The organism is Bradyrhizobium sp. SZCCHNR1051 (assembly GCF_032489615.1).
Taxonomy (GTDB): domain Bacteria; phylum Pseudomonadota; class Alphaproteobacteria; order Rhizobiales; family Xanthobacteraceae; genus Bradyrhizobium.
This window is the reverse complement of sequence record NZ_JAUEYJ010000056.1, coordinates 1-2,490: the sequence shown is the minus strand read 5'-3', so window position 1 is coordinate 2,490 and position 2,490 is coordinate 1. Positions and strand designations below refer to the sequence as shown.

The window sequence follows — 2,490 nt, the reverse complement described above, 5'->3', positions numbered from 1 at the left end:
GCGGGGATGCGATGGCCGTGTTGGAGTTGCAGCGTGATCTGATCGCGCCGACGAACAACGCCGATGCGGACGTGAAATCGTGTGGTCCTGACCTCCCGGTGCTGAGGTCGTGCTGACGCGAAAGCGTCATGCGCAGCGGGGGCAATCAAGCCGGTCCCCGGGGAGATCACGTATAAGCGTTAAAACCATCGCGCAGGGAATGCCGGTTGATCGGCTGCACCTGTGGTAACTGCCGCCTGCTTTCTTTTCTGCAGGCGGGCCATGGGTGAGGCCTTCACCCGGCATTCCCCATAGGCGTTAAGTTTATGCTTGAGTGTTGGAATCCGCCGTGATTCGAACAGGGGATGGCAGACGAATCGCTCCTGAACGAGGACTGGACGAGAGTGGTTGCGCAGCTGGGCGGGGCTGCGCAGCTCGAGAAAACTGCGCGCCAGACGAAGGCCTTCGCGCGTCGGCGGCAGATTCCAGATGCGGTGACGTTACTTCGGCTGATGCTGGCCTATTGTTTGGGTGAAAGAGGGCTGAGATCGACAGCCGCATGGGCGGCTTCTGTTGGCCTTGCCGACCTCACCAGCGTGGCGTTGTTCTATCGGCTGCGTCAATGTGGTGATTGGTTTGCGGTGCTGGTGGAGGGCTTGCTCGCTGCGGCAGCTCCGAAGGCGAGCCAAGGCCGCCTGATCCGCATCATCGATGCGACGACAGTGCCTCAGGCGGGACCGGCTGCGCGCAAGAACAGTGAGCTTTGGCGCGTTCATAGCGCATTTGATCTGCCCTATGAGCGCTTTGGTCACTTCGAGCTGACAGATCAGCAAGAGGGCGAAACGTTTGACCGGATACCAGTGGTCAAGAACGAGATCCGCATTGCTGACCGCGCTTATCTGCAACCTGACCGCATTGCGGCCGTCCGCGAAGCCGGGGCCGACGTTTTGATCCGAGCGGGCTGGAAGAACGCACGTTGGCTTGACGCCAAAGGCCTTCCGTTCGATCTGATGGCCCAATTGCGTGCCGCGAAGGCGCGCGGACTGGTCGATCGGGAGATTTGGATCAAGCGCAAGGGCGGCGCGCCTCTGGCTATGCGTCTGGTCGCAATCAAGAAGCCCACCGGTGCGGCTGCTGCTTCTCGGCGTAAAGCCCGGCAAGACGCAAAAGATGAAAACCGCATCATCTCCAAAGAAACTTTGGAGGCTGCGGATTGGGTCATTCTGATCACGTCGCTCGCGCGGGACGAGTTCTCCACCAAAGATGTGCTTGCGCTCTATCGATTGCGATGGCGGATCGAGCTTGGGTTCAAGCGACTGAAGAGTCTGATTGGCCTCAAGACGCCGCCAGGAACCGATCCGCGCTCTGCCAAGCCCTACCTGCTGGCCCACCTCCTGATCATCCTGTTGCTCGAGCCGCTTGCCAGCGACTTCGAGGACTCTCCCCACTGGACGCAGGCCGCTTAACGACGCCTGGCGCTTGGCGGGTCCTGCAGCAGCTCGTTGCATCCTTGCTGCAAGCAATCATTCCACAACCAACCATCCGTTGCTTGCGCCGCAGAAAACGCGCGTTGGGGCGCCACCTTCGCGAGCCTCCTCGAAAACGCAAGTATCAATCGATGCTCGCGCTACCTTAACGCCTATGCGGCATTCCCTGCGCCCTCATCACTTTCGAAGAGGGCATGAACTTCACGGATCACCCGGACGCAACCAGCGCCGCGGGATTGCCGATACGCGTCCGCAGTCGTCGGAGACAACGACCATGCTGATGAATCCCAATCGCATGCCTGCGGCCATCGCGCTACGAAACCGGTGCCCTGCTCGCTGTCGTCTCCTTTCTCTTTTCGAGCTACGACTTTCCAGTCCCTGGCCCGGCAGGAGGTGCCCTCGTCCCATCGGCCTTGTCGTCGCGCAGCCAGCGGGCCGCCTTGCGGAGACCGCCGAAGGGAAACAGGTGGAAGCCTGTGATGGCTTGCGTATCCGCAGGCGGCGCGTCGGCAAGCCCGCACGCCACCTCGTCTGGTCCCGTTTCGGTCATCAGTCGGCCGTAGCGTCCAATCCGGTTGCGCGCCGCGCGCAAGGAATTGCCGACGCCGCAACGCAAGGCGAACTTCACCAACGTCGCAGGGGTGGCAGGACCGGCCAGCCCGATCGTGACCGGCAGCAGCACGCCGTGGGCGCGGAGCTGCCACAACCAGTCCAGGATCGGCGCGCTCTCGAAGCAGAACTGGGTGATGATGTTGATGGGAACGCCGCGCCGGTCGCTCCAGTCCTGCCAATCCAAAAGCAGCTTCAAGACGCCGGTTGGATCGAGGTAAGGATGGCCTTCCGGGTGGCCGGCCACGCTGACGCGCGCAAAACCGTGCTGTTCGATCAGGCCGGACTCGGCGATGTCGCGGCTCGCCTTGAACGGGCCCTTTGCAGCCAGCACGTCGCCCGCAATCAGCAGCAGCGATGTCACGTCGGCTTCGCCGCGCAAGCGGGCGAGAAAGTCCGCGAGCGCATCTTTGGA

At 62.1% G+C, this 2,490-nt stretch carries 2 protein-coding genes; one reads left to right on the top strand and one right to left on the bottom strand.

From position 1 onward, the window contains the following. Positions 1 to 344: 344 nt before the first annotated feature. Complete coding sequence (locus tag QW868_RS33455; RefSeq protein ID WP_315701243.1) at positions 345 to 1,445, top strand: IS4 family transposase; 1,101 nt, start codon at positions 345 to 347, stop codon at positions 1,443 to 1,445. Between the two features lie 382 nt (positions 1,446 to 1,827). Here QW868_RS33455 and QW868_RS33450 read toward each other — a convergent pair. After that, positions 1,828 to 2,490, bottom strand: a 663-nt coding sequence (locus QW868_RS33450; RefSeq protein ID WP_316232569.1) for a hypothetical protein, incomplete at its 5' end; no start/stop codon positions are given.